This window comes from Pseudomonas sp. Irchel 3A7 (assembly GCF_900187565.1).
GTDB lineage: Bacteria > Pseudomonadota > Gammaproteobacteria > Pseudomonadales > Pseudomonadaceae > Aquipseudomonas.
This window is the reverse complement of sequence record NZ_FYED01000013.1, coordinates 69,013-93,652: the sequence shown is the minus strand read 5'-3', so window position 1 is coordinate 93,652 and position 24,640 is coordinate 69,013. Positions and strand designations below refer to the sequence as shown.

The 24,640-nt window shown below is 59.0% G+C and carries 28 protein-coding genes; 11 read left to right on the top strand and 17 right to left on the bottom strand.

Features of this window, described 5'->3' with window-relative positions; all coding sequences use genetic code 11:
* The first annotated feature begins 135 nt into the window (after window positions 1–135).
* Window positions 136–1,914 (top strand): acyl-CoA dehydrogenase C-terminal domain-containing protein, encoded by a 1,779-nt coding sequence (locus CKW21_RS21350; protein ID WP_095195894.1) that lies wholly within the window; start codon window positions 136–138, stop codon window positions 1,912–1,914.
* Between the two features lie 227 nt (window positions 1,915–2,141).
* Here CKW21_RS21350 and CKW21_RS21345 read toward each other — a convergent pair whose 3' ends face one another.
* Window positions 2,142–3,050, bottom strand: coding sequence for a LysR family transcriptional regulator (locus CKW21_RS21345; protein WP_095195893.1), 909 nt, complete (start codon window positions 3,048–3,050; stop codon window positions 2,142–2,144).
* Between the two features lie 169 nt (window positions 3,051–3,219).
* Here CKW21_RS21345 and CKW21_RS21340 point away from each other — a divergent pair, with 169 nt between their 5' ends.
* The 4 genes from CKW21_RS21340 (at window position 3,220) to CKW21_RS21325 (ending at window position 5,668) form a co-directional block, all read left to right on the top strand.
* Window positions 3,220–4,503 (top strand): aspartate aminotransferase family protein, encoded by a 1,284-nt coding sequence (locus tag CKW21_RS21340; RefSeq protein WP_095195892.1) that lies wholly within the window; start codon window positions 3,220–3,222, stop codon window positions 4,501–4,503.
* A 252-nt stretch (window positions 4,504–4,755) separates the two neighbouring features.
* Entirely contained in the window at window positions 4,756–5,112 is a 357-nt protein-coding gene (locus tag CKW21_RS21335) for a type II toxin-antitoxin system RelE/ParE family toxin (protein WP_095195891.1), read from the top strand.
* Complete coding sequence (locus CKW21_RS21330) at window positions 5,105–5,425, top strand: DNA-binding transcriptional regulator (RefSeq protein ID WP_095195890.1); 321 nt, start codon at window positions 5,105–5,107, stop codon at window positions 5,423–5,425. Before CKW21_RS21335 ends, CKW21_RS21330 begins: the two co-directional genes overlap by 8 nt.
* Window positions 5,426–5,509: 84 nt before the next feature.
* Window positions 5,510–5,668: a YqaE/Pmp3 family membrane protein gene (locus CKW21_RS21325; protein ID WP_003228885.1), complete on the top strand. Its 159-nt coding sequence runs from the start codon at window positions 5,510–5,512 to the stop codon at window positions 5,666–5,668.
* Between the two features lie 130 nt (window positions 5,669–5,798).
* Here the strand turns inward: CKW21_RS21325 and CKW21_RS21320 are convergent, their stop codons facing one another.
* From CKW21_RS21320 to CKW21_RS21275, 10 genes are all read right to left on the bottom strand, one after another.
* Window positions 5,799–7,625 (bottom strand): S9 family peptidase, encoded by a 1,827-nt coding sequence (locus tag CKW21_RS21320; RefSeq protein ID WP_095195889.1) that lies wholly within the window; start codon window positions 7,623–7,625, stop codon window positions 5,799–5,801.
* Entirely contained in the window at window positions 7,591–8,745 is a 1,155-nt protein-coding gene (pqqE, locus tag CKW21_RS21315; RefSeq protein WP_170948705.1) for a pyrroloquinoline quinone biosynthesis protein PqqE, read from the bottom strand. Before pqqE ends, CKW21_RS21320 begins: the two co-directional genes overlap by 35 nt.
* A complete protein-coding gene (gene pqqD / locus CKW21_RS21310; RefSeq protein ID WP_095195887.1) occupies window positions 8,738–9,013 on the bottom strand; it encodes a pyrroloquinoline quinone biosynthesis peptide chaperone PqqD in 276 nt (91 codons plus the stop codon). The genes pqqE and pqqD overlap by 8 nt, the downstream gene beginning before the upstream one ends.
* Complete coding sequence (pqqC, locus tag CKW21_RS21305; RefSeq protein ID WP_095195886.1) at window positions 9,010–9,762, bottom strand: pyrroloquinoline-quinone synthase PqqC; 753 nt, start codon at window positions 9,760–9,762, stop codon at window positions 9,010–9,012. The genes pqqD and pqqC overlap by 4 nt, the downstream gene beginning before the upstream one ends.
* A gap of 137 nt (window positions 9,763–9,899) precedes the next feature.
* Entirely contained in the window at window positions 9,900–10,811 is a 912-nt protein-coding gene (gene pqqB, locus CKW21_RS21300) for a pyrroloquinoline quinone biosynthesis protein PqqB (RefSeq protein WP_095195885.1), read from the bottom strand.
* A 100-nt stretch (window positions 10,812–10,911) separates the two neighbouring features.
* Entirely contained in the window at window positions 10,912–10,986 is a 75-nt protein-coding gene (gene pqqA, locus CKW21_RS21295) for a pyrroloquinoline quinone precursor peptide PqqA (protein ID WP_003422658.1), read from the bottom strand.
* 154 nt (window positions 10,987–11,140) lie between these two features.
* Window positions 11,141–13,570 (bottom strand): pyrroloquinoline quinone biosynthesis protein PqqF, encoded by a 2,430-nt coding sequence (gene pqqF, locus CKW21_RS21290; protein WP_095195884.1) that lies wholly within the window; start codon window positions 13,568–13,570, stop codon window positions 11,141–11,143.
* A 38-nt stretch (window positions 13,571–13,608) separates the two neighbouring features.
* Window positions 13,609–14,403, bottom strand: a complete 795-nt coding sequence (locus tag CKW21_RS21285; protein WP_095195883.1) for a carbon-nitrogen hydrolase family protein — start codon at window positions 14,401–14,403, stop codon at window positions 13,609–13,611.
* A 12-nt stretch (window positions 14,404–14,415) separates the two neighbouring features.
* On the bottom strand, window positions 14,416–16,098 hold the full coding sequence (locus CKW21_RS21280) for an NAD(P)/FAD-dependent oxidoreductase (RefSeq protein WP_095195882.1): 1,683 nt from the start codon (window positions 16,096–16,098) through the stop codon (window positions 14,416–14,418).
* A 230-nt stretch (window positions 16,099–16,328) separates the two neighbouring features.
* Window positions 16,329–16,790 (bottom strand): Lrp/AsnC family transcriptional regulator, encoded by a 462-nt coding sequence (locus CKW21_RS21275; RefSeq protein ID WP_007980298.1) that lies wholly within the window; start codon window positions 16,788–16,790, stop codon window positions 16,329–16,331.
* Between the two features lie 177 nt (window positions 16,791–16,967).
* Between CKW21_RS21275 and CKW21_RS21270 the strand changes: the two genes are divergently transcribed.
* Together CKW21_RS21270 and CKW21_RS21265 are read left to right on the top strand one after the other, a co-directional pair.
* On the top strand, window positions 16,968–19,322 hold the full coding sequence (locus tag CKW21_RS21270; protein WP_095195881.1) for a glucose/quinate/shikimate family membrane-bound PQQ-dependent dehydrogenase: 2,355 nt from the start codon (window positions 16,968–16,970) through the stop codon (window positions 19,320–19,322).
* 112 nt (window positions 19,323–19,434) lie between these two features.
* Window positions 19,435–20,049, top strand: coding sequence for a peptidase M41 (locus CKW21_RS21265; RefSeq protein WP_095196006.1), 615 nt, complete (start codon window positions 19,435–19,437; stop codon window positions 20,047–20,049).
* Between the two features lie 116 nt (window positions 20,050–20,165).
* Here CKW21_RS21265 and CKW21_RS21260 read toward each other — a convergent pair whose 3' ends face one another.
* Window positions 20,166–20,453: a DUF3077 domain-containing protein gene (locus CKW21_RS21260; RefSeq protein ID WP_095195880.1), complete on the bottom strand. Its 288-nt coding sequence runs from the start codon at window positions 20,451–20,453 to the stop codon at window positions 20,166–20,168.
* 506 nt (window positions 20,454–20,959) lie between these two features.
* Here CKW21_RS21260 and CKW21_RS21255 point away from each other — a divergent pair.
* The 3 genes from CKW21_RS21255 to CKW21_RS31105 all read left to right on the top strand — a co-directional run bounded on the left by CKW21_RS21255 (window position 20,960) and on the right by CKW21_RS31105 (window position 22,280).
* Window positions 20,960–21,325 carry a type II toxin-antitoxin system RelE/ParE family toxin gene (locus tag CKW21_RS21255; protein ID WP_095195879.1) on the top strand — a complete coding sequence of 122 codons (366 nt, stop codon included), beginning with the start codon at window positions 20,960–20,962 and terminating at the stop codon, window positions 21,323–21,325.
* Complete coding sequence (locus tag CKW21_RS21250; RefSeq protein WP_095195878.1) at window positions 21,318–21,623, top strand: XRE family transcriptional regulator; 306 nt, start codon at window positions 21,318–21,320, stop codon at window positions 21,621–21,623. Before CKW21_RS21255 ends, CKW21_RS21250 begins: the two co-directional genes overlap by 8 nt.
* A gap of 315 nt (window positions 21,624–21,938) precedes the next feature.
* Window positions 21,939–22,280 carry a hypothetical protein gene (locus CKW21_RS31105; RefSeq protein WP_141232998.1) on the top strand — a complete coding sequence of 114 codons (342 nt, stop codon included), beginning with the start codon at window positions 21,939–21,941 and terminating at the stop codon, window positions 22,278–22,280.
* Here the strand turns inward: CKW21_RS31105 and CKW21_RS31545 are convergent.
* On the bottom strand, window positions 22,277–22,450 hold the full coding sequence (locus CKW21_RS31545; protein WP_170948704.1) for a hypothetical protein: 174 nt from the start codon (window positions 22,448–22,450) through the stop codon (window positions 22,277–22,279). The two genes, CKW21_RS31105 and CKW21_RS31545, sit on opposite strands and share 4 nt — an antisense overlap.
* A gap of 229 nt (window positions 22,451–22,679) precedes the next feature.
* Between CKW21_RS31545 and CKW21_RS21240 the strand changes: the two genes are divergently transcribed.
* The gene (locus tag CKW21_RS21240; protein ID WP_095195876.1) at window positions 22,680–22,925 is read left to right on the top strand and encodes a hypothetical protein; all 246 of its coding nucleotides are present in this window, start codon (window positions 22,680–22,682) and stop codon (window positions 22,923–22,925) included.
* Between the two features lie 95 nt (window positions 22,926–23,020).
* Here CKW21_RS21240 and CKW21_RS21235 read toward each other — a convergent pair whose 3' ends face one another.
* The 4 genes from CKW21_RS21235 to CKW21_RS21220 are packed head-to-tail and all read right to left on the bottom strand — an operon-like array spanning window position 23,021 to window position 24,635.
* Complete coding sequence (locus CKW21_RS21235) at window positions 23,021–23,665, bottom strand: hypothetical protein (protein ID WP_095195875.1); 645 nt, start codon at window positions 23,663–23,665, stop codon at window positions 23,021–23,023.
* A complete protein-coding gene (locus tag CKW21_RS21230) occupies window positions 23,662–23,856 on the bottom strand; it encodes a hypothetical protein (protein ID WP_095195874.1) in 195 nt (64 codons plus the stop codon). The genes CKW21_RS21235 and CKW21_RS21230 overlap by 4 nt, the downstream gene beginning before the upstream one ends.
* 3 nt (window positions 23,857–23,859) lie before the next feature.
* On the bottom strand, window positions 23,860–24,291 hold the full coding sequence (locus tag CKW21_RS21225; RefSeq protein ID WP_095195873.1) for a hypothetical protein: 432 nt from the start codon (window positions 24,289–24,291) through the stop codon (window positions 23,860–23,862).
* A gap of 35 nt (window positions 24,292–24,326) precedes the next feature.
* Window positions 24,327–24,635 (bottom strand): hypothetical protein, encoded by a 309-nt coding sequence (locus CKW21_RS21220; RefSeq protein WP_095195872.1) that lies wholly within the window; start codon window positions 24,633–24,635, stop codon window positions 24,327–24,329.
* Window positions 24,636–24,640: the final 5 nt, after the last annotated feature.

The following is a 24,640-nucleotide window of genomic DNA, read 5'->3' as shown; positions in this document are numbered from 1 at the left end:
CACACGGCGATGACCAAAAATTACAAAACGGTCATGTGCTGACCCTATGTGTCGCAAAAGTTGTTGGGTTACACTCGGACCCATTCAAAACACTATTCCTGTGAATCACCAGTATTAGATCTTGCGAGGTTTGCCATGGCTGACTACAAAGCGCCCCTGCGCGATATGCGCTTCGTCCTCAATGAAGTATTCGAGGTCGCCAAACTTTGGGCCGAGTTGCCGGCGCTGGCCGATACCGTTGACGTTGAAACGGTCGAAGCCATTCTCGAAGAAGCCGGCAAGGTCACCAGCAAAAGCATCGCACCCCTGAGCCGCGCGGCTGATGAAGAAGGTTGCCACTGGGCGGACGGTGCTGTCACCACCCCGGCCGGTTTCCCACAGGCCTATCAGACTTACGCTGAAGGCGGTTGGGTCGGCGTGGGCGGTGATCCGTCCTACGGCGGCATGGGCATGCCCAAGGCGGTTTCGGCCCAGGTCGAAGAGATGGTCAACTCCGCCAGCCTGTCGTTCGGCCTGTACCCGATGTTGACCGCCGGGGCTTGCCTGTCGATCAATGCCCACGCCAGCGAAGAACTGAAAGCCGCCTATCTTCCGAACATGTACGCCGGGGTCTGGGCAGGCTCCATGTGCCTGACCGAGCCGCATGCCGGCACCGACCTGGGGATCATCCGCACCAAGGCCGAACCTCAGGCCGACGGTTCCTACAAGGTCAGCGGCACCAAGATCTTCATCACTGGCGGCGAGCACGACCTCACCGAAAACATCATCCATCTGGTGCTGGCCAAGCTGCCGGACGCGCCGGCGGGGCCGAAAGGCATTTCGCTGTTCCTGGTGCCCAAATTCCTGGTCAATGCCGACGGCAGCCTGGGCGCGCGCAACCCGGCGAATTGCGGTTCGATCGAACACAAGATGGGCATCCAGGCGTCCGCGACCTGCGTGATGAACTTCGATGAAGCCGTGGGTTATCTGGTCGGCGAGCCGAACAAAGGCCTGGCGGCGATGTTCACCATGATGAACTACGAACGTCTGGGCGTTGGCATCCAGGGCCTGGCCAGCGGCGAGCGCTCCTACCAGAACGCCGTCGAATATGCCCGTGACCGCCTGCAAAGCCGTTCGCCGACCGGCGCGCAGAACAAGGACAAGGTGGCCGACCCGATCATCGTCCACCCGGACGTGCGTCGCATGTTGCTGACCATGAAAGCCTCGAACGAAGGCGGCCGTGCTTTCTCGACCTACGTGGCGATGCAACTGGACACCGCCAAGTTCAGCGAAGACGCCACCACGCGCAAACGCGCGGAAGACCTGGTGGCGCTGCTGACCCCGGTGGCCAAGGCGTTCCTCACCGATCTCGGCCTGGAAACCACCGTGCACGGCCAGCAGGTGTTCGGCGGCCACGGCTACATCCGCGAATGGGGCCAGGAGCAATTGGTGCGCGACGTGCGTATCACCCAGATCTACGAAGGCACCAATGGCATTCAGGCGCTGGATCTGGTGGGGCGCAAGATCGTCGGCAGCGGCGGCGCGTTCTACAAGCTGTTCGCCGACGAGATTCGTCACTTCACCGCGACCGCCAGCACTGATCTGACGGAGTTCACCAAACCGTTGAACGACGCCGTGACCACTCTCGACGAACTGACGGCCTGGTTGCTGGATCGTGCGAAAGCCAATCCGAACGAAATCGGCGCGGCGTCGGTCGAGTACCTGCAAACCTTCGGTTACGTGGCCTACGCTTACATGTGGGCCTTGATGGCCAAGGCAGCGTTCGGCAAGGAAGCGCAGGACGATTTCTATGCGAGCAAACTGGGCACGGCGCGGTTTTATTTTGCCCGCCTGCTGCCGCGTATTCACTCGTTGAGCGCCTCGGTGAAAGCCGGCAGCGAGTCGCTGTTTCTGCTGGAGGCGGCACAGTTCTGACAATGTAACGTCATGTAAGCATTCTCTTACATGACGTGCTGCTTTTCTCCCATAGAAGCAGATTGGATCCACAGCTAATCTACTTCTCATGGACGTCGCGCAGGAAGCGCAAAGCAACAACACGGACACGTAGGATTCTGCCAGGACGGCGGAGTGAAATGGATGTCAGGGAAACAGTCTGCAAAGCCCCGCTTCGGCGGGGTTTTCTTATGCCTGCGAAAAAGTATTCAGCTCAGGCCATCCCGTTCATCCGGCCGACTCATCACCTCTTCAAGCAATGTCCGCAGCAACGCCAGCGAGGCCTGTTGCCGTTGCACATCGCGACACACCAATCCGACTTTCAGTGGCACCCGTGGTTCGCTCAGGGGTTTCCACAGCAAATCCTTATTGCCATGCGCCTTTTGTGAACGCCCCGGCAGCACAGTCGCCAACCGCGTGTGCGGCAGGCTGTCGAGAATCCCGGCCATGTTGTTCAGTTCGGCTTGCACCTGTGGCCGACGCCCCAGATTTGCCAATTGCGCCTGCCAGATTTGCCGCACCTGAAACTCTTCACCCAGGAGCAGCATGGGCAATTCGGCAGCCTGGCTCATGGATACTTTCTTGAATTCCCGCAATGGATGCTCAGCCGGGATCACAAGGGTCAGTTCATCTTCGTACAACATCACGCCATGCAGCCCCGGTTGGCGGGGCGGCAAGTAGCTGATGCCGATATCCAGTGAGCCATTGAGCAGTCGTCGCTCGATTTCCAGGCCCGTCAGTTCATAGATCTGCACCACCAGATGCGGTTGCTCCCTGCGTACCCGTTCGAGCATCTGCGGCACCAGGCTGGTATGCACGGTCTGCAAGACACCGATGGCCAGCGTACGCAGCGCTTGCCCCTTGAAATTGCCTAGCGCCTCGCGTGCCCGTTGCAGACCGTCGAGCAAGGGCAGGGCGTGGTTGTACAGCGTGTGGGCCGCGAGCGTCGGCAGCAGGCGTTTGCTGCTGCGCTCGAACAGACTCACATCGAGGATCTGTTCGAGGTGGCGGATCTGCTGGGACAGCGCCGGTTGGGAGATGGACAGTCGCTCGGCGGCCCGGCCCACATGGCCTTCTTCATAGACCGCGACGAAATAACGCAGTTGCTTGAAATCCATAAGTAATACTTATCGAAAATGCTGGGAAATCGAAATGGCTCAACGCCTTGTCTGAGCCTAGTCTACCGATATTCACAAGGCTTACAGGGCCACAGAACACGATGAATACCGTTTGCTTCGATGGTGTTTACATTGGTAATGCAAAAAACCTCAAACGAGGGTTGAACAAATGAATTTGTTCAGCCTGCGCCGTCATTCGCCGAGTCTTGATGATCTGGTGACGAACGCTTCTTTCCCGTCCAGTGGCGACAACCTTTCCAGTGAGTGTCTGATGCCCAGTGTCGAGCGGCCGCAGCAGGTTTTTGTGCGCGGCCAGGGCTCATGGCTGTGGGACAGCGATGACCGCGCCTATCTGGATTTTTCCCAGGGGGGCGGGGCCAACAGCCTCGGTCACAGCCCCAAGGCGTTGGTCAACGCGATAACGGCGCAGGCTCAGACACTGATCAATCCCGGTTTCGGCTTGCACAATCGCGGCAGGCTCAACCTCGCCGAGCGCTTGTGCACCAGCACCGGCAGCGACCAGGCGTATTTGCTCAACACCGGCAGCGAAGCCTGTGAAGCAGCGATCAAACTGGCGCGCAAATGGGGCCAACAGCACCGTGGTGGTGCCTCGCGAATCATCGTTGCCAACAAGGGTTGTCATGGCCGTAGTTTGGGGACGATTCCGGCGTCGGACAGTTCGACGCTGATCAATCGATTCGAGCCGCAGCTTCCGGGCTTCAACCATGTGCGGTTCAATGATCTTCCGGCGCTGCACGCGGCCGTGGATGAGCAGACGGTGGCGATCATGCTCGAGCCGATCCAGAGCGAGGCCGGGGTGATGCCGGCCACGGCGCGTTACCTCAAAGGCGTCGAGCGACTGTGCCGTGAACTTGGCATCCTGCTGATCCTCGACGAAGTGCAAACCGGCATCGGTCGCTGCGCCACCTTGCTCGCCGAACAAGCCTACGGCGTCCGGGCCGATATCGTGGTGCTCGGCAAAGGGCTGGGTGGTGGCGTGCCCCTGGCGGCCTTGCTGGCGCGGGGCAAGGCCTGCTGCTTTGACACCGGTGAACTGAGCGGCACCCATCATGGCAATGCGCTGATGACCGCGGCGGGCCTGGCCGTACTCGACAGCGTGCAGGACAAAGGGTTTCTCGAGCATGTCGGGGAAACCGGCCAGCACCTGCGTGAAGGCCTGCAGCGTTTGTCCCATCGTTATGGCCACGGCGAATTGCGCGGCCAAGGGCTGCTCTGGGGCCTGACCCTATCAGACGATTGCGCCGACGACGTGGTCAAAGCGGCGTTGTACGAAGGCTTGCTGCTCGATGCGCCACAACCGGACTGCCTGCGCTTTACCCCTGCGTTGACTGTCAGCAAAGCCAACATTGACGAAATGCTGCTGCGCCTGGCCCGCGCCTTCTCCCGAGTACGCACCGCACAAGTGCAGTGCCGCAAAGGGATTGCCGTCTGACGCAGAAGCATCCCGCACGAATTCCCGAACCGTCTCGCGGTATAACGCGCGCCCCACGCCTGATTTTTTTGGCGTGGGGCGTTTTTTTGTGGCCGGGTTTTGCCAAAGGCAATCTCGGCTTGAGCTATGACTGGATCAATGGCTTTTTAGAGGGCGTCGGCAAGGAGTGCCGATGCCAGCGAAACAATATTGTTGTGGCGTTGGCTTTGAATTCTATACCACTGGGTGGTATGTTTTTAGGAAGGGATGCCAATGTCACCAAGGCTGTTCAAGACAAAACGTTTTGCGATGCAGGCCGCGAAGGCCTGGATCGGTGATGACGAGCTTCGGGAGGCATTCACCGAAATGCTCAAAGGGCAGGCGATTAATCTCGGTGGCGGGGTCTGGAAGAAGCGTTTGAATGCCAATCGGCATCGGTCGATTCTTTTGGCAAAGGGTAGCCGTTACTGGGTTTATCAGTTTCTCTATGCGAAGAAGGATCAGAGCAACATCACTCTGAAGCACTTGGCCGACTTACGTGAATTAGCCAAGACATACGGAGGGTTGACCGAGATCGAAATCCAGCGCTTGCTGGATATCAAGGAGTTTATGGAGATACCTCATGGGTAAAAAATACAAAAGTGAAATAGCGGAGTCGATCCACGAATCGGCCAGTGCCCTGTATGCCATTGGTGCAATCAGCAAAGCGACCATGCGTGAATTCGATGAGTCATGTCTCGCTACAGTGCCAGAGGCAATCCCGGCAGAGCAGATCAAAGCATTGCGCGAGCGCAACAATGTCAGCCAGCCGGTCTTCGCGCGTTACCTGAACACCAGCGCTTCCACCGTCAAGCAATGGGAAGCAGGTGATAAACACCCCAGCGGTATGGCGCTGAAGCTGCTGAGCATCGTTCAGAAACACGGTCTGGAGATACTCGCGTGAATAGTCGGGCTGAACCCTGACCAACGGCACAGGTCGATTGCATGTATGGTTCGCATGAGCCGACTTCAATCAGGAGCTGAACCCATGGATTTTATTCGCATCATCATCGCCATTCTGTTGCCGCCGTTGGGTGTGTTTCTGCAAGTAGGATTCGGCGGGGCGTTCTGGCTGAATATTCTGTTGACCCTGTGTGGTTACATCCCGGGGATCGTGCATGCGGTGTATATCATCGCCAAGCGCTGAGTATTGTGTCGCCCGGTAGATAGCTTTCGCGGGCAAGCCCGCTCCCACAGGGTATGTGGTGTACACAAAATCTGTGGGAGCGAGCCTGCTCGCGAACGGGACGACACAATTTCTGTTCTGAGCGTAGACCTCAGTCTTCCTGATCCATCACCCGCCGATAAAACATCCATTCCTGCTCCAGCGCATGGGCCTGGTTGCCGGCCTTGCGAAAGCCGTGGCGTTCGTCCGCATAGTAATGAGCCTCGACCAGAATGCCTTTGTTCTGCAACGCCTCCACCATGTCACGGGTTTGTTGTGGCACGACCACGGCATCCAGTTCCCCCTGAAAGAAGATCATCGGCACGCGGATGTTGCCCGCATGCAACAACGGCGTTCTTGCGGCGTAGCGCTCGGCGTCCTGTACGGGATCGCCGATCAGCCAATCCAGGTAGTCGCCCTCGAACTTGTGTGTCGCCCGACCCAAGGCGACGGGATCGCTGACCCCATAAAGACTGGCGCCGGCCCGAAACACGTCGTGGAAGGCCAGCGCGCAAAGTGTGGTGTAACCACCGGCGCTGCCGCCGCGAATGAACGCCTTGGCACCGTCAATCAATCCGCGTTCGGCAAGATGGCTGACCACCGCGCAAGCGTCTTCGACATCGACATCCCCCCAACCCAAATGCAACGCCTGGCGGTAAGCCCGACCATAGCCGCTGCTGCCACGGTAGTTGAGGTCGGCCACGGCGAAACCGCGCTGGGCCCAGTACTGAATGCGCGGATCGAGCATCGGGTAACACGCGGATGTCGGTCCGCCGTGGATGAACACCACCAGTGGCGGTTTTGCTTCGCCAGTCATCGCCGGGTAGAAGAAACCGTGGGCCTCGCCCGATCCGCTTGGATAGCGCAAGGTTTGCGGGCGGCTGATTTGCTCGGCGGGCAAAGGCGCGATGCCGCCGGCCAGCACCTTGACTTGCCGGGTCTGGCGGTCGATGGCGATCACCGCCGAGGAGCTGACCGGCGAGGCCGCGATGCAATAAATGAATTGCTCATCCAGGGCGAGGCTGCGAAAGCGGCTGTAGTCGCCCGTGAATGCTTCACAACTGGCCCCGCAAACGCCCAGTCGGCCAAAACCGCCTTCGGTCCAACTCGCCAGATAATGGTCCTCGCCCAGCGGTAACCAGGTGCAGCCGCCGAGTTGCCAAGGGGCAGGGCCATGATCGGCCGCTGCGCTCGGCAATGGGATCAGACCGTTTGCCGACTCGATCCAAGGCTGCCAGTAACCGCCACGATCCGTCAGGCACAGCAATCGGCCGCTGCTATCAAACCGTGGTTGTTGCAGGGATTCTTCAGCGCCATCACCGGCCACGCAGCGGGCCGGTCCAAATTCACCAACGCCCTGGCGTTCGGCAACCATCAAACGGGTCGCGGTCCAGGGTTGATCCGGGCGACTCCACTCGATCCACGCCAGACGCCGCGCATCAGGACTGAGGGTCGGGGCGGCGTAGAAGTCGGCGCCTTCGGCCAGCAAATGGCGCTTGCGGTCGGCCAGATCGATCGCCACCAGGCGGTGCCGATCACGGTTTTCTTCAACCGCCAGCACCTGACCCTTGGCGTACTGTAAGTCGCCGTAGCGGCAGATGCCGGATGTCAGCACCTCGGGTGCCTCATCCTTTAGCGATTGGTGATACAGCTGCTGATCGGCCTCGTTGACGAATACCACCCCATCGTCCGTCAGACAAAACGCGCCACCACCGTATTCGTACACCCGACTGCGCACGCTGAAGCCCGGCGGCGTCAGGCATTTCGCTGCGCCATTGCGCCAATGCCAGATGCGGCAGGCGGCGTCCTCCGGGCGGTATTCGTTCCAGAACAAGCCCTGTTGGCCGACCAGCAGTTCGGCAAAATCGATGCCGGCCGCAACGGCTTTGGCGGCGCTGAAGGGTTCAGCTTTTGGCGATGAGGCGTGAGTTTCGTTCATTGCGAAAGGCCAGTTGTTCAATGGTCTGGGTCGCGTGCTCAGCCTCTTCGCGGGCCTTGAGGATCACGCCGTGATGCTGCGATTTGCTGCACACCGGGTCGGCATTGCTCGCGTCACCCGTGAGCATGAATGCCTGGCAGCGACAGCCGCCGAAGTCTTTTTCCTTCTCGTCGCAGGAGCGGCACGGCTCGGGCATCCAGTCGTAACCGCGAAAACGGTTGAAGCCGAACGAGTCGTACCAGATGTGCTGCATGCTGTGGTCGCGCACGTTGGGAAATTGCACCGGCATCTGTCGGGCACCGTGACACGGCAGCGCCGTTCCGTCCGGCGTGACGGTCAGGAAAATACTGCCCCAGCCATTCATGCAGGCTTTGGGGCGTTCTTCATAATAGTCCGGCGTGACAAAAATCAGCTTGCACGGATGCCCTTCAGCTTCAAGTCTGGCGCGGTATTCATTGGTGATGCGTTCGGCACGGACCAGTTGTTCCCGGGTCGGCAACAGCCCCACGCGATTCAGCTGCGCCCAACCGTAGAATTGGCAGGTCGCAAGTTCGACGAAATCTGCCTCCAAGGCAATGCACAGCTCGATGATGCGGTCGATCTTGTCGATGTTGTGCCGATGAGTAACGAAATTCAGCACCATCGGATAGCCGTGGGCCTTCACCGTTCGGGCCATTTCCAGCTTCTGCGCGAAGGCCTTTTTCGAGCCGGCGAGCAGGTTGTTCACTTGCTCGTCGCTGGCCTGGAAACTGATCTGGATGTGATCGAGGCCTGCCTTCTTGAAGTCGCTGATTTTCTGCTCGGTCAGGCCAATGCCGGAGGTGATCAGGTTGGTGTAGAAACCCAGCTTGCGCGCCTCGGCGATCAGCTCGGCGAGGTCCTGGCGCACCAGCGGTTCCCCCCCGGAAAAGCCCAACTGCGCCGCACCCATCTCCCGCGCTTCGCGGAACACTTTGATCCACTGTTCAGTGGTCAGCTCTTTGCCTTGTTCGGCGAAATCCAGTGGGTTGGAACAATATGGGCATTGCAGCGGGCAGCGGTAGGTCAGCTCGGCCAGCAGCCATAGCGGCAGGCCGATTTCCGGTTTGGGCGGTAACTTGTCTGACGCGTTATCAGGCAAGTTCGATCCAGTGCTGAGCACGGGCGACCTCCATGAATTGCTCGATGTCGTCACCGAGCTCGGGCACGCCGGGGAACTGCTTGTCGAGCTCGGCGATGATCGCTGCGACATCCCGCTCGCCATCAATCAGACCGCCGATCAACGCGGCGCTTTCATTGAGTTTAATCATGCCTTCCGGGTACAGCAGCACATGGCCTTTTTGCGCCGGTTCGTACTGGAAGCGGTAGCCGGGACGCCAGGTTGGAGTCTTGCTGCGATCGAAACTCATAAGGTGATTCCTTTGTGCCAGACCCGTTGCCCGGTCACGCTGTGATAGGGCGGGCGTTTGAGTTCGTAGGCCATGCTCATGGCATCGAGCATGCTCCAAAGAATGTCCAGTTTGAACTGGAGAATTTCCAGCATGCGCTCCTGGCCTTCCCGCGTTGTGTAGTGCTGCAAAGTGATCGCCAGGCCGTGTTCGACATCACGGCGCGCCTGGCCCAGGCGCGTACGGAAATACTCGTAGCCGGCCGGGTCGATCCATGGGTAATGCTGCGGCCAGCTGTCCAGGCGTGACTGGTGGATCTGCGGTGCGAACAGTTCGGTCAGCGAACTGCTGGCGGCTTCCTGCCAACTGGCGCGGCGGGCGAAGTTGACGTAAGCGTCAACAGCGAAACGCACGCCGGGTAGCACCAGTTCCTGGGAGCGCAGCTGATCGGGGTCGAGGCCGACTGCCTGGCCCAGACGCAGCCAGGCTTCGATGCCGCCGTCTTCGCCGGGGGCGCCGTCGTGGTCGAGCAGACGCTGAATCCATTCGCGGCGGATCTCGCGGTCCGGGCAGTTGGCCAGGATCGCGGCATCTTTGAGCGGGATGTTCACCTGATAGTAAAAGCGATTGGCGACCCAGCCCTGGATCTGCTCGCGGGTTGCCCGGCCTTCGTACATCGCCACGTGGTAGGGGTGGTGAATGTGGTAATAGGCGCCTTTGGCGCGCAGGGCGGCTTCGAATTCGGCGGGGGACAATGGGGTGTCGGTCATTGCGGGTCTCCGGGGCTAACCGTAGAAATCTTAGTGTCTGGACTGGCCTCTTCGCGAGCAGGCTCGCTCCCACAGTTGATCGAATTCTCCTGTGGGAGCGAGCCTGCTCGCGAATGACCGCGCAGCGGTCTTAATCCCTACAGCACAATACTCATGCCGTCATACGCCACTTCAACATTGCGTCGATCCAGCTCCGCGCGTTCCGGCGAATCCTCATCAAGAATCGGGTTGGTGTTGTTGATGTGGATGAGCACCTTGCGCTGATCGGGCAATTGCTCCAGCACTTCGAGCATGCCGCCCGGGCCGTTCTGCGCCAGGTGGCCCATTTCCCGACCGGTGCGGGTGCCGACGCCGCGTCGCTGCATTTCGTCGTCGTCCCACAGCGTACCGTCCACCAGCAGGCAATCGCTGCTGGCCATGATCTCCAGCAACGATGCATCGACCTTGCCCAAGCCTGGCGCGTAGAACAGTTTACCGCCGGTGTTCAGGTCTTCGACGATCAGGCCGATGTTGTCGCCCGGATGTGGGTCGAAGCGGTGCGGCGAGTAGGGCGGTGCGGCGCTACGCAGTGGCAGCGGAGTGAAAAGCAGGTTAGGGCAGGCCGGGATATTGAAGCTCTGGTCCAGTTCGATGCGGTTCCAGATCAGGCCGCCGTTCCAGTGAGTCAGCATGTTGAACAACGGGAACCCGGTGCTCAGGTCTTCGTGGACCATGTCGGTGCACCAGACCTGATGCGGGCAACCTTCACGCAGCATGAGCAGGCCGGTAGTGTGGTCGATCTGGCTGTCCATCAGGATGATTGCGCCGATGCCGGTATCGCGCAGCGCGCGGCCCGGCTGCATCGGGGCGAAGCTCTGGAGTTGGGCACGGATGTCCGGTGAGGTATTGCACAGCACCCAATTCACGCCGTCATCGGAGATCGCGATAGACGACTGGGTTCGCGCCTTGGCCCGCAGGTTGCCGTTGCGAAAACCGGCGCAGTTCACGCAGTTGCAGTTCCACTGGGGGAAACCGCCGCCGGCGGCGGAACCTAGAATCTGGACAAGCATGGATGCTCCATCATTGCAACGTTGAAATTAAAAGTAACGCTGAAAATAAAACGCCTCGGCATAACCGAGGCGTCGTACTGCATGTCTGCCAAGGCAGAGATTAGCGGCTGGCGAAGTACATGGTGACTTCAAAGCCGATACGCAGGTCGGTGTAAGCAGGTTTTGTCCAAGACATGGGGGCGTTCCTTCAAGTGATGGGACTGGTGGCATCTATACATATAGTCCACCTCCGGCAAGAGGTGTCAGATAGTTAGGCAGCTATGTTACTTAAAATTTCAATGGAATTGGCTGCAAATGTTCGAGAAAGTTAATTGCAGCCTCGGTAATGATCATTTTGCCACTTGCCAAGGCGAGCCAGGACGCGGCCCGCTGGACAGGCAACGCCAACCGCCTTCGGCTTGAATCAGGCGTCGTGTGGCGGCGATGAGCGCAGGTTGATCCAACACAAGAATCGCGTCGGAGAGTTGAACCAAATATTCCGACGAGCGGTTGGCCAGCTTGCCCTGCCAAAGCAGATCGGCGGCTTGGGCGTTGGGTAATGCGTCAGCGCAGAATTGATCGACAAGCGCTTGGCGAAGAGTGACGAAACTGGCGTCATCGATGCCATGGATCATTTTTGGCAACTCATTGAGGAACTGCTCGATGTGTTGCAATAGATCCGACGGTGCGACGTTGGGTGATTGCACGCCGAACAGCAGCCCGGTTTGTCCGTGCATCTGACGCAGTGCGCTGAACACCGCGTAGCCGAGCTGCAACTCCACGCGCAGGCGCTGGTAGAAAGGCGTCTGCGTGAGGTGAGCGAGCAATCGCCACGCTGCGTCGTCGGCGATGTCCGTGGATGCAGTCGGGCAAAACAGCAATACCGCGTGTTCGCTGGAGCCGGTGTCGATCTGGTTCCAGAGGTGTTGCGAGCGAATCGTTGGCGGAGGTGTCAGTTGGTTGTCCGGTGTGCCGGGTATGCGGCTCAGTGACAAGCCCATTGCCGCTTGGGTCTGGGCGCCGAAGCCCATCGCCAGACCGTCCCAGCGGGCAGTCGACCAGAGTTGCTGCAAGTCATCCGATTCCGCGGTGGGCTCAAGGCATTGAGCGGGCAATGCCTTGAGCAGTTGCCGAATCGGCATCAACGCAACGGTCGTCGGTTCGTCCTGTGGGAAAACCTCATCAGGGTTTGCCAGCGTTTTCAGCACATGTTCCAGGACAGTGGGCATCGGCTCCTGGAGTCCGGTCATCTTCAGCAGCCATTCATTGCCCGATGCGCTGAACGAAAAATCCACGCCCGCCTGCCGGGCTTCTTCGCGCAACGGTTGCAAGTTGTTTTCCAGGCGGGACTGGAGACTGCTGCAAGGTGCCGCGTCCAGGCGCCAACGCAGATACAGCGCACCTTCAGCACTGTTATCCGGCAACGCCTGGCTGAATTGCATTGGCGAACGCTCGCGGCGACTGCGCGAGCGATCCTGGGCAAACGTGCGCAGGCCACGGTGGGCGCTGGTCTGTCCGCGAATCAATCCGGCGTTGGGCGTTGGCGTTTCGCAGCGCAAAAACGGGTTGGGCGCCGGCAGTTGCCATTGGCCGGTGAAGTTATCCACAGCACCGATTTGTCGGAGGATTTCCTTGAGCGCCTTCACGCCGTTTTCGGATAACCCGGCTTCACGCTGTTCGCTGTCCAGTCGCGCCAGTTGCAAGGCGCCGCTGATTTGCTGCTGGCGCTGGAGCAGAACGGAGTATTCGTTGCGCAACTCACTCCAGTCTTGCCGAGCGAAAAAGCCCAGCCAATCCAATAGCTGTTCGCGGATCGCAGTTGGCTGCGCATTGCTGTTCAGCGTGAGTTCGATGTGCAGCAGGGCTTGCCCGGCGAATTGATACAGCGGGGCTGCTTTCAACTGTTGGGCCAGCCCGCGTAGTTGCAGTTCAGCCAGCAGCCCACCGGGTTTCGCTACATTCAGCCAATGGCACAGGAACGCCAGGGCTTCAGGGGATGATTCGGGCAGCGCTTCAAACGTAAACAGCAGGTCCAGGCGCCGTTGGTTCATCTGTTGATAACTTCTGTTCGTAGCATTCATCAGCGGTGCAGGTGCTTGTTGCGGAGCTCTTTTGCCCTCGGGAATGGCATCGGCGAACACTTGGGCCAGCGTTTTCAGTTCTTCGAGCGGTTGAGGACCCGCCAGGCTCAACGTCATCTGCCCGGCCTGATAAAACCGTTGATAGAAATCCTTCAGCGCTTGCTGAAACTCAGGTTGCGCAACCGGCAGGCTGTCGCGATTGCCAGCGTGAAAACCCCGCAGAGGATGAATTTCAGAAAGTCCATCGAACAGCGAAAACTGCTGTTGAGCCGTCGCATCCTGGGACCAGGCAACAAACTCCGCCTGCAGAACTTCCCGTTCCCGCTGCTGATCATCCACATTCATACGCGGATGGGCGAGCATGTCTGACAGACGCTCCAGCCCGCCGCTGAAAGCCTGAGGCGGTAATTCGAAAAAGTAATCGGTAGTGCGCTCGCAGGTGCGTGCATTCACCTGCCCGCCATGACCCTGGACGTAGGCCATCAGCCCTTGGTCCGCAGGAAAACGTTGGGTCCCCAAAAACAGCAGATGCTCCAGAAAGTGCGCCAGGCCAGGCCACGCCAACGGAACATCATGACTGCCGACGGCGACCCGCAACGCAGCAGCGGCGCGTTTCAGATCGGGCACATGACGCAGCGTTACCCGCAGACCGTTGGCCAGGGTTTCAGTGTGGGGGCGAGGGAGATTCAGCGCAGGCATGGGCACTTCCGGAACAGTGAAGTGCCAATGCTAGCGGATCAGCGCTTGTTAAGCGCGCCGTAAAGCTCGGGACGGCGATCGATGAGGTAGCGATTGGCGGCGCGGGAATCGACCATCAATTGACGATCCAGCTCGCCGACAATCAAGGCTTCATCGAGGCCGGCCTGGGCGATGCGACTGCCATCCGGCGCGGCGATGCTGCTCTGGCCGCAATAGTGGATATCGCCTTCGTGTCCGCAGTAGTTGGCGTAGGCCACGTAGCACTGGTTTTCGAAGGCGCGGGAGCGGACGGTGACGTCAGCGACGAAATCAAAGGGAATCATGTTGGCCGTCGGTGCCAGAATCAGCTCGGCGCCCTCGAGGGCCAGGCGTCGGGCATTCTCCGGAAACTCCAGGTCGTAGCAAATCAGGAAGCCGAGTTTCCAGCCGTTGAGTTCAACCACGGGGAATTCGTCGCTGCCGGGGCTGAACATCGAACGGTCAAGATCACCGAACAGGTGGGTCTTGCGGTAGTTGCAGACGCGCTCGCCCTGGGCGTCGATCAACTGCACGGCGTTGTAGATCTGGCCGTCCTCGGTGCGTTCGGGATAGCCATACAAAATGGCGATCCCGGCGGTTCGGGCGATGCGCGCAACTTGCTGTGCCGACTCACCATTGTGTACCTCCGCCAACACACTGACGGCATCGACGCCGATGTTGTAACCGGTCAGGAACATCTCCGGCAGCACCAGCAAATCGGCACCTTTGGCTTCCTGCGCCAGCTGCTGCAGACGTTGCAGGTTGCCGGCGACATCCAGAGGCAGCGGTGGACATTGGTAAAGGGCTACACGCATCGGGGATTCCTCTTACTCGGGAAGGGCGATAGGGCCTATGTCTTTGAACACATCACCCGGGCCCGGGTTCTCTTTATGTGTGGCTCCGCCGAAATGTTTCATGATGCCCCACACTGCGTTGAGCGATGTTTGCACCGCGCCTTCGACCCAGGCGGGCGTCCACGAAACGTCGTCGCCGGCAATGAATATCCCGCGTTGTTCCGCAGGCATCTCGTCCTGCATGAAGTGCGCGTACATGCGCTGGTTGTAGCGGTAGTGACCAGGCAAGGCGCCTTTGAAGGCACCGAGGAAATGCGGGTCGGCTTCCCATGAAACGGTGATCGGATCGCCGATGATCCGAGCGGCGATGTCGACTTTCGGGTAGATCTTCTTCAACGCATCCAGCGCCAGTTTCACGCGTTTTTCCACCGGGTGCGGGAGCATTTTCAACGCATCGCTCATCCACGAATACGACAGGCAAATCACCCCAGGCTTGTCGTCGCCGTTATCGAACAGGTAAGTGCCACGGGTCAGGCGATCGGTGAGGGTCATGCTCATCAGGTCACGGCCGGTTTCCGGATCCTTGTCCTTCCAGAACGGGCGGTCGACCATCACGAAGGTTTTCGACGACTGCATGTAGCGGGTACGGTCCAGGGCCATCCACATCTTTTGCGAGAACAGGGTTTCTTCGCATTCGATCTGGGTGGTCAGCAGCCAGCTCTGGCAAGTGGTCAGCACCGCGGCGTATTCGCGGGTATCGCCGTTGTTGTCGGTGACCGCAAAGCGGCCACCCGGCGCGTGGGCGATTTTTTTCACGCCGGAGCGTGGAGCGCCGCTGTGCAACGACTTGAGGCTGGTGCCTTGTGGCCAGTGTACGCAACGTTCCGGCGCATGGCGCCAGATGCCTTGCGGGACTTGTTCCACGCCACCGACCACCAGGTGCTGGTGATCGTCGCAGTTGGTCATCACCACGCGGAAAATTTCCAGCATCGAATTGGGGAAGTCGGAGTCCCAGCCACCGGTGCCGAAACCGACCTGGCCGAACACTTCGCGGTGATGGAACGACAATTTGGCGAAGGCTTTGGAGGTGGCGACGAAGTCGTAGAAGGTGCGGTCGTCCCACAGTGGCACGAGGGTGTTCCACAACTCTTTGAGGCGCGGTACGTCGCGGTCGCGGATCGCTTGCTGGATATCGGAGAACTGCGAGCCGGCTTCCAGGGCGTCGGCCCAGGCGTCAGCCACTTCCTGGAACAATGCAGGAAGATCCGCCAGTTTCTGCGCGTAATGGGTTTTACCTTCCAGATCGATGACGGTGCTGCCGGAGGCTGGCGTCAGCGGGTTGGGGAAAGGTTTAGTCTCAAGACCCAGCTTGTCGACATAGTGATAGAACGCGGTGGACGACACCGGAAAACGCATGCCGCCCAACTCGGCGACGATGCCATCGGTGCCGTTGAACGCTTGGGAGCGAAGACGACCGCCCAGCTTCGAAGCTTCATAGACCACCGGCTTGAGGCCGAGCTTCATCAGTTCGTATGCGGCCACCAGCCCAGCGATACCGGCGCCGACAATCGCCACTTCGGCACCGTGATTGTGCTCGGGAATGCTGCCCAGGCCGGCCGGGTGCTCGATCCAGTCGTCGAAGGCGAAAGGAAAGTCCGGACCAAAAATGGTGACTGGTTTTTTACCGTCTGCAGGATGGCGATTGTTCTTGTTCATGGCTGACCTTGCTGGCGACCCGACGGGGAGTGCGCGTCTGAGTATAGGAAAAGATGGCAGCCATTCTAGAGAGCGTGGAACACGTTAATAAGACGCAAAGTGTCGTCGTTTTGCTAAATAATATATCGATATGACGAAGGTATGAATCGAATTGACAATACTGACCCTTGTGGGAGCGAGCCTGCTCGCGAAAGCGCCAGCCCAGACACCACCCATTCAAGACTGAAAGCTCAAACCGGCTGCCCCCGATCAATCTTGCTGCTCAAGATGATCGAAGTCGTCGTCTTCTCCACCCCATCCACACTGCCAATCTGATCCAGCAACTGATCCAGTTGCTCCGGCGAATCGGTACGCAACCACGCCACATAATCAAATTCGCCACTCACGGCACACAGCTGTTGCACCTGGGCCATGGCACTGAGCCGGCGCAGCACTTCCTTCCCGGAGCGCGGCTGCACCGTGATCCCCACGTACGCCTGCAATCCACCATCCACCACTCGCTGGCCAAGACGCACGCCGTAACCGGTGATCACTTTGGCCTTTTCCAGTCGCGCCAGGCGTGAAGTCACCGTGGTGCGGGCGATGCCCAGTTGCCGGGCGAGCATGGCCACGCTTTCGCGGGCATTGATCTGCAGGGCGGCAATCAACTGGCGGTCGATTTCGTCAAGAACGGGCGGGCGAGTGTCAGGCAATGGGGCATCTCCAGCGGTATGGATCGGTGGATGAGTATGTTACAGGCACATCCCGCGCAACGGATGTGTGATCTGGCTTCACGACCGTTCGTGCCATTTTTGACTGCGACAAATTGTCATAAGTAACTAGGTAGTACATTATTCCGCCCCTTGTCACAAATGGGGAAAATTTCCGACATGAATACTTCTGGGGCTGCCGCCGGCAGCAAAGGGTTGCTGGCGGGGCTGGGTGTCCTGATCGCACTGATCGGGCTCGGCCTGGTCGGCGGCGGTGGTTATCTGATCGTGTTGGGCGGCAGTTGGTATTTCCTGCTGATGGGCTTGGCGATGCTGGTTTCCGGGCTGATGATCGCCCGCCGCAAACCACAGGGCGCCTGGCTGTATGGCCTGGCACTCATTCTGACGGCGATCTGGGGGGTATGGGATGCCGGTTTTGAATACTGGCCGCTGGTTTCGCGTGTGCTGACGTTCGCCGTGATCGGTCTGGTCGTCGCATTGATCTACCCGACACTGGTCCGCGCTTCCGGCGCGACGGCGGGCCGTGGCGCCTACGGTCTTGCAGGCATTCTGGGCGTCGGTGTCGTCGCAACGATGGCCTACATGTTCGTGCCAACCCACGTGGTCACGGCCGCCACTGAACCCACGGTAACGCCGGTTGCACCGGGCAATGAGCAGAAAGACTGGGCGCACTGGGGCAACACCACGGCCGGCAATCGCTTTGCCGCGCTGGACCAGATCAACAAGGGCAATATCGACAAGCTGCAGGTGGCCTGGACCTTTCGTACCGGCGACATCCCGCAAAGCACCGGCGCCGGCGCCGAAGACCAGAACACCCCGCTGCAAATCGGCGACACGGTCTACACCTGCACTGCCTACGGCAAAGTCTTTGCCCTGGACGCCGACACCGGCGCCCAGCGCTGGAAGTTCGACCCGCAAGGCACCGCGCCTAATTGGCAGCGTTGCCGCGGCCTGGGTTATTCCGAAACCCCGGCATCTTCGGACAATCAGCCCGCAGCCTGTACGAAACGTCTGTTTCTGCCGACCGGCGATGCGCGCCTGATCGCCATCAATGCCGAAACCGGCAAACCGTGTGAAGAGTTCGGCAACCAAGGCACCGTCGATCTGACCACCGACATGGGCGAAGTGAAGCCCGGTTACTACCAGCAAACCTCCACCCCACTGGTCGCAGGGGATGTGGTGGTCGTCGGTGGCCGCGTGGCCGATAACTACTCCATTGGCGAACCGCCAGGTGTGGTGCGCGCCTATGACGTGCGTAGTGGTGAACTGGTGTGGGCGTGGGATCCGGGCAACCCGAACACCACCAAACGCCCTCCGGCGGGCGAGACGTATACCCGTGGTACACCGAACGTATGGTCGGCCATGTCCTACGACGCCAAACTCGGTCTGGTCTACTTGCCGACCGGCAACGCCACACCGGACTTCTTCGGCGGACAGCGCACCGAGTTCGATGACAAATGGAGTTCGTCCATCGTCGCCCTCGATGTGAAGACCGGTCAGGTGCGCTGGCACTTCCAGACCACTCACCACGACCTGTGGGACTTCGACCTGCCAGCCCAACCGCTGCTGTACGACGTGCCGGACGACAAGGGCGGCATGCAGCCGGCCTTGGCGCAAGTCACCAAGCAAGGTGAGATTTTCCTGCTCAACCGCGAAACCGGCGTGCCCATCGCCCGCGTCGAAGAGCGTCCGGTGCCGCAAGGCCATGTGCCCGGCGAACGTTACGCGCCAACCCAGCCGTTCTCGGTGGACATGCCGTCAATCGGCAATAAAACCCTGACTGAAGCCGACATGTGGGGCGCCACGCCATTCGACCAGTTAATGTGCCGCATCCAGTTCAAGGGCATGCGTCACGAAGGCGTCTACACCCCGCCGGGCATGGACCGCGCCTTGCAATTCCCGGGCTCTCTGGGGGGCATGAACTGGGGCAGCGTCTCGGTTGATCCGAACACGAATTACATGTTCGTCAACGACATGCGCCTGGGCCTGGCCAACTACATGATCCCGCGCGACAAGATCGGTGCCGGTGCCAGCGGTATCGAAATGGGCGTGGTGCCGCAGGAAGGCACGCCGTTCGGCGCCATGCGCGAGCGCTTCCTCTCGGCGGTCGGCATTCCGTGCCAGAAACCACCGTTCGGCACCATGTCCGCCATCGACCTCAAGACCCACAAACTGATGTGGCAAGTCCCGGTCGGCACGGTACAGGACACCGGCCCGCTGGGCATCCGCATGCACCTGCCGATCCCGATCGGCATGCCGACCCTCGGCGCCTCCCTGGCCACCCAGTCCGGCCTGCTGTTCTTCGCCGGCACCCAGGACTTCTACCTGCGCGCCTTCGATACCGGCAACGGCAACGAAATCTGGAAGTCGCGTTTGCCGGTGGGCAGCCAGTCCGGGCCGATGACCTACGTATCGCCGAAAACCGGCAAGCAGTACATCCTGCTGACAGTGGGCGGTGCGCGTCAATCGACGGATCGCGGGGACTATGTGATTGCCTACGCTTTGCCCAATTAAGGGCTGAGAGGCAGGTATGAAAAAGCCGCGCGATTGCGCGGCTTTTTTCTGTGTGAAACTTCAGCGAAGCTACAGTCACGCGTAGTCGAACGGGAGAGCCGACGCGATGGCAATGAAGAAGATGCCGGCAGCAGTGCGCGAACATGCCTTGCAGATCGCCCATCACGAAATGGGCCACTATGTCGTGGCCCGGGCGTTGGGGTTTGAAACAGGAGGCGTGACCCTCACAGTGACCATGGACCTGAGGCACAAAGGGGGCGCCTCCATCAGCCTGGTGCGACCCATTTCGTCAATGGACGCCATGAAGGAATACCTGGAAGCCCGGATGATGATCCTCTTCGCGGGCGCCATGGCGCAGACATTGCCTTCGGCACATATGCGCGCGAAACGGGTTGATAAGTCGCAAGCGGTCGCCATCCTCAATGGTGCATTCGGCGCGGAACGGGATGACGCAAAAATCAGGGAATTGCGGCAGTTACTGCGCAACATCACCTATCCCGATACCGATCCGGCGGCGTGCGACAGCATCACGGCCGAGCTGAAGGCGATCAACGACCATCTGTGGTTGCGCACTCAAGAGATCGTCGAAGCGTTGGCAGGCACCATTACCGAGCTCGGAGAGGCATTGGTAGAGCGCATGGCCCTGGTCGAACAGTGGGGCAGGCCGGCGGACACCTATGAGGTCGTGTTGACGCGGGAAATGCTTGAGCAGTTGGAACCTCTGTAGGAGCGAGCTCGCTCGCGAAGGTCGTGAACGAAAACGCGTAAAACCAGATGCCCCGCGGTGTCCTCGGGTTTTTTCGTCGGAACGCCGCCCGAACCAAGCTCGCTCCTACAGGTTCTTCAACTGATCGGTCGACGCGTCAGCACCTTCACCACATCATCAATCACCGCTTTGCTCATCGTCGTCAGATAGTGCGCGGCCCAGGCGTGCCGGTCGGAGTTCTGGGCGTAGGCGGCATCCACGGTCAGGGATTTGGCGAGGAACAGCAGGTCAGAGGCTTGGGCCAGGGCATCGGTGATGGGGACGTCGCGGCAGACGTGGAACAAAGGCTGGTCAGAGAGATACAGGAAGGGGGTGAAGCCGACGGTTTTTAACTCTGAGGGTTCAGGCGGATTTGTTTTCGTCATGGTGCAGCTCCTAATTTGAGGTGCTGTCACATTCGTTTCCAAGCGAATGGGTGGCAGCTATGCGCAGGTTGGAAAACCGGGAAATTAGGAAACCGGCACGCCCGAAGACGTCCCACGCACAGCCGCCATAACTTGATGGGCAAACTGTTGCGCTAATTTCGACGGGTTTCCAAGCCCGATCGCTGATTGGCAGCGACGTCCGGAGACTATCCCGTCGAAGAAAGCGCAACAAGGCGGCAAAGTGCCCAAAAGCAAGATTCGGAGTTTGCCTACGACGTCATCCGATATTGCGCGACATTAAGTAAACAAAACTAAACGCGGCGAGCGATTTTACAAGGCGTCGTAGGGCTTGTGCGGCTGAACCAAACGCATGAGGTCCGGGCTGTCGCTCTCCGAACTATCGGAAATCATCATTAACAATTGCCGCGGGAAGCAGGGTGGTCGGACGTCTGCAGGAGTCATACATTTATTCCTTTGAGGTTATATTCCTTTGGTGGCATATTTGTATGAAGTGGGACGTTGAATATACCGATGAGTTTGAAGCCTGGTGGAATCGCCTCAACGACGCTGAGCAGGACTCGGTCCAGGCCACGGTTATGATGCTGGGTGATGAGGGGCCGCACTTGGGATTTCCTTACACCAGCGATATCAAGGGCTCACGGCATGGCAACCTCCGTGAGTTGAGGGTGCAACACGCTGGCAGGCCTTACCGTGTTCTGTATGCCTTTGATCCGCGACGCTGCGCGATCCTGCTGATCGGGGGTGACAAAACCGGACAGGATCGTTGGTATCTGGAGCATGTACCGCTGGCTGAGCGTCTATACGACGAGCACTTGGAAACATTGAAAAAAGAGGGCAATGACAATGGCTAAAAAATTTGCTGATCTGGTGGCACGGCGCTCTCCTGAGTCTCAAGCGCGCGTCGCCGCTCTGCACCAGAAGCTACGAGCAGAAATGCCACTGCATGAGTTGCGCCAGGCTCAGGCGTTGAGCCAGGACACACTCGCCAAGACATTACATGTCAACCAGGCGGCGATCTCCAAAATGGAGCGACGCACCGACATGTACATCAGCACGCTGCGCAACTATATCCGCGCCATGGGCGGTGAACTGGAAATCATCGCGACCTTTCCCGAGGGACAGGTAAAGATCGAGAACTTTGCCAACTGAGCAGTCAGACACGAAAAAGCCGCGCATTGCGCGGCTTTCTTGTTTGGTGGGCCCACACGGACTTGAACCGTGGACCAAAGGATTATGAGTCCTGAAAATGGTCACCAGAACGCCACGCAACTACGCGCAAAGCGTGCTAAATCAAAGGTTAGTCGTAGTTGCGTGGAGTTGCAATGCACTTGGTTAGAGGTACGTTACGTACCTCACGACGTACCTCGTGAGAGGTGCCTTTTGCGGTCAATCCTTTTTTAGATATTCGGGCGGTGGGATGTAGAAGGTGCCGTCTGCGCGCAAATGATCGTAGGTGTCGACTAAATGGATTTTCGAGCCTCGGCCAGGCCACTCAAAGTGAAGGACGACATCGCTGGTTTTGTATTTGCCATGCACAGTCTTATAGGCAGGGATGCCTATGTGGTAATGCCAGAGGCTATTTTTTACGGTGTAGATATACACTGGGTCCGTGGACGAAAGACTCGACCACGACGGCGCAATCTTTCCCTCAAAGCGGGTAAAATCACCAAGGCCGTGTTGTTGGAATTTCTGAGCGAAAGTCAGCACAGCAATCTGTTGTGGAGCCGGGTAATTGGCAAATTCGATGGCGAATTTAGTATTGTAGTGAACCGAGTACGTCAATCTCGCATCCTTGCTAAAGGCTAACCCTGCTTCGCTTTTTTGGCGACTGCGAGAATGTGTTCGCGCATTTCCTCTAAAGACAGGCCGCGCGGCAGCTCATACGACGGTGTTTGCCGGGCAGCATGCATCCGTTCAAGATCGATACCGACCATGACTTCACGCTTGTCTTTGCCTTGCAAATGTAGGGGATGCACGGTGCACCTCATTGGTAGTAGGTGCCACTGCGTTGCGTAGTGGCACTGGAAGCTTAGCAACTATGTCACCTGATACTCAAATTTGATTACTAAATAGCAGACAAAAGGGCTTAGTACTTTTTGGAATAACATTCGCATTTTCTCCTGTGAGCTACACTCAAACATGCGCCGATTTATCCAGACTTGCAGGGGCGCTCCATAAATTCCTGCTAAAAATGGAGTCACCGCCATGATCCTCGATGCACAAGCCCGCCAAGAAATTCGCCAAGCCCTTCTTGAAAGCTCCCACAGCGACGTGTACGCCCTGATCCCGTTGCCGGATGGCGACAGCCTGTTGATGCTCGCACATGCTGGGAATATCGCCTTTGCCATGATCGACGACCGGGGAGACGACCTGTTCGACCCTCACCTGATGCAAGATGTCGGTGCCCTGGTGCTGGTCGACCTTGAACGGAATCGCGAGCTGACCCTGTAACGAAAAAAGCCCGGTTAATTCCGGGCTTTTTTACAGTTCCAACGGCGACAGCGACGGACTGTCCCCGACGTTCGCCGCTGGAAGTAGCGAGGTTATCACAGCAATTGGTCGCGGCGGATCTGACTGACGGTGCGTTTGGTTTGTACCTGGGGTTGGCGCGAGCGGGAATTTCCACCGCCATGCTCAGAGCCGCTGCCCGCATACGTCGTCAGAGAGGCGTCTCGCGTCTGCCTGATAAGAGCTTGATCGGCTTTTTCCTGTGGTGACAACGGTAACTCACTAGCCCACTGCCGACGCTGCGGATCATCCACCGGTGTCATGCTCGGTGGCACTTCACCGATGGGATTCCGCCAGTCGCACGCCTCCTGTGGTGTCACCGGCTCGACGGTTTCATCGGTTAGCACACGTTCGGCCTTCTGCGCATGTAGACCTTTGCTAAGGGCGAACGCGACCCTGGCGGCGATCTGGATATCAGACATGTTGCCGACGTTGATCTGGGTGTTGTTCACCACGTCCGGGTCATCCTTTTGTGGCGCTGGCATCAAACGAGACAAGCCTTGCCGTAGAAATTCAGCAGGGTTGTCCTGGGCGAACTTGAGCAGCCACCGAACGCCACCCAGTTTTCGGTAAACGGTCATGATGTCAGCGGCCATCTCAGCCGTGACCAGCTGGCGCTCGCCTTTATCCAGCGAGCCTTTCCGACGTCCACCAGTCTTCGGCGCGCCGATCCGGGCAGTCATGTCACCAACCTCACCAACGGCTCCGTGGTGATCGCGGACAGTGAGCCGTCCTCGAACTCGGTGAAAATCACTTTCAAGGTCTTCGGTGCCTGTTGTGGCTGATGGGCGAGCCAGTCGGTCAGCGCCTGCACCAGCGCGTGTACTTCGGCGTATTGATCGCCGTGGGGGGTGAACCAGAGGGTGGCTGCCATGGGTTACACCTCCGGAGTGTTGCCGTAGAGTTTGCGCGGTACACCGGGATTGTATCGGGCTTCGGTTTTAACAGCGATATCGAGCGCTGGCAGCACCGGCGATTCGTCCACCTGGCGCATGCCGACAATTCGGTCGGCACCGTCGCGCTGGATTTCAAATTTGACGTCGCCCACCGTGAGCCAGCGCATCAGGCCAGCACCGTCGCGGAACACCTGTACGCCTATGTTTTTAGGTGGCCGGGTTTTGGCCACAGGGGGGAGTTGTTCGAAGTCGGTGTAAGGCTTCGGTGCGTTGAACATCTGCCGTATCGGTTTCCGCTCTTGCATGGCTTCAGCCACACGCCTTTCGACTTCATCCGCGATGATTTTCTCAATGGCAGCACCCAGGCCATGACCTTCGGGCGCCGGGGCTTGCGCCTGTTCCTGTCGTGCCATTTTCCTTTCAAGTAACCGCAATTTAGCAGACATGATCAGGAACTCGCGGCGGAGATGCTGGCATGAATTAAACTGCCCCATCCGGTGCTGGTTGAAAGTGAAGATACCCTATGCCAGGTAACCGCACTGGTGCCTGATGTTGCGACACAAACAGCGGCAACCAGGTCGCCAACTTTCATGCCCGCGGCATTACTGCCATGGCTGCCGACTCCGGCGCCAGTAAAGAAGTTGGCACCTTCGACGACACTGTGGACATGAGTTGATTCATAGGTCCACAGGCTGCCAGCGGAAGCGAAGCCCAGGTCCAATATTTTCCTAACAGGATTTGTACTTGAGTAAGCCATGGTTT